The organism is Pseudomonas sp. HMSC057H01 (genome assembly GCF_001836405.1).
Taxonomy (GTDB): domain Bacteria; phylum Pseudomonadota; class Gammaproteobacteria; order Pseudomonadales; family Pseudomonadaceae; genus Pseudomonas; species Pseudomonas aeruginosa.
The window spans coordinates 6,783-7,412 of sequence record NZ_KV828443.1 but is presented as its reverse complement, the minus strand read 5'-3'; the positions used below and the strand labels follow the sequence as shown (position 1 = coordinate 7,412).

Here is a 630-nt window from a genome sequence, read left to right as displayed (position 1 = left end):
TGTTGCGACCGCTGCGCGGTGCGGCCAGCCCATCCCCCGCCGGACGGATCACAACAAGGACGCACTGGCGCGACCTTGTTCAACCCGAAAGGAGAAATCATCATGGCTAACATCGGCACCTTCACCGCAGAGAAAGACGGCTTCACCGGCCAGCTCCGCACCCTGACCCTCAACTTCAAGGTCAAGCTGGTTCCCAACGACAAGGGCGAGAACGAAAGCGCCCCGGACTTCCGCCTGCAAGCGGCCGGCCACGACTTCGGCGCGGCGTGGAAGAAAACCAGCGAGGCCGGGCGGGATTACCTGTCGGTGGCCATCGACGACCCTTCGTTCCCGGCAACGGTCTATGCCCGCCTGATCGAAGGCGAGAACGGCACGCACGACCTGATCTGGTCGCGCAGCAAGCCCAAGGCGGCCTGACGGCCGCCCACAGCGCCCCGCCCATTGCGGCGGGGCGCTGTGCTGCTGATCGCAGCATCGCCTGCACAGGGTTTCGGCGGTTGCCTCATGCCCGGCATGTTCAGGGCTGGCATCGCATTGGTGATGGTTGGATGGCACGAAGCCCGTGGCAGCAGGAACAGCATGGCGTGTCGGCGCGGTGCGCCGCCGGGCTTTCGGGCTGCGCCCCATGCC

At 66.3% G+C, this 630-nt stretch carries 1 protein-coding gene; it reads left to right on the top strand.

The annotated features are described in order from the left end of the window. Nucleotides 1-102: 102 nt before the first annotated feature. The gene (locus HMPREF2581_RS11615) at nucleotides 103-417 is read left to right on the top strand and encodes a DUF736 domain-containing protein (RefSeq protein ID WP_070867333.1); all 315 of its coding nucleotides are present in this window, start codon (nucleotides 103-105) and stop codon (nucleotides 415-417) included. The last annotated feature ends 213 nt before the right edge of the window (nucleotides 418-630 follow it).

Coding starts and splice junctions, on each gene's coding strand:
- HMPREF2581_RS11615 (WP_070867333.1), top strand. CDS start 103: ATGGCTAACATCGGCACCTTCACCGCAGAGAAAGACGGCTTCACCGGC.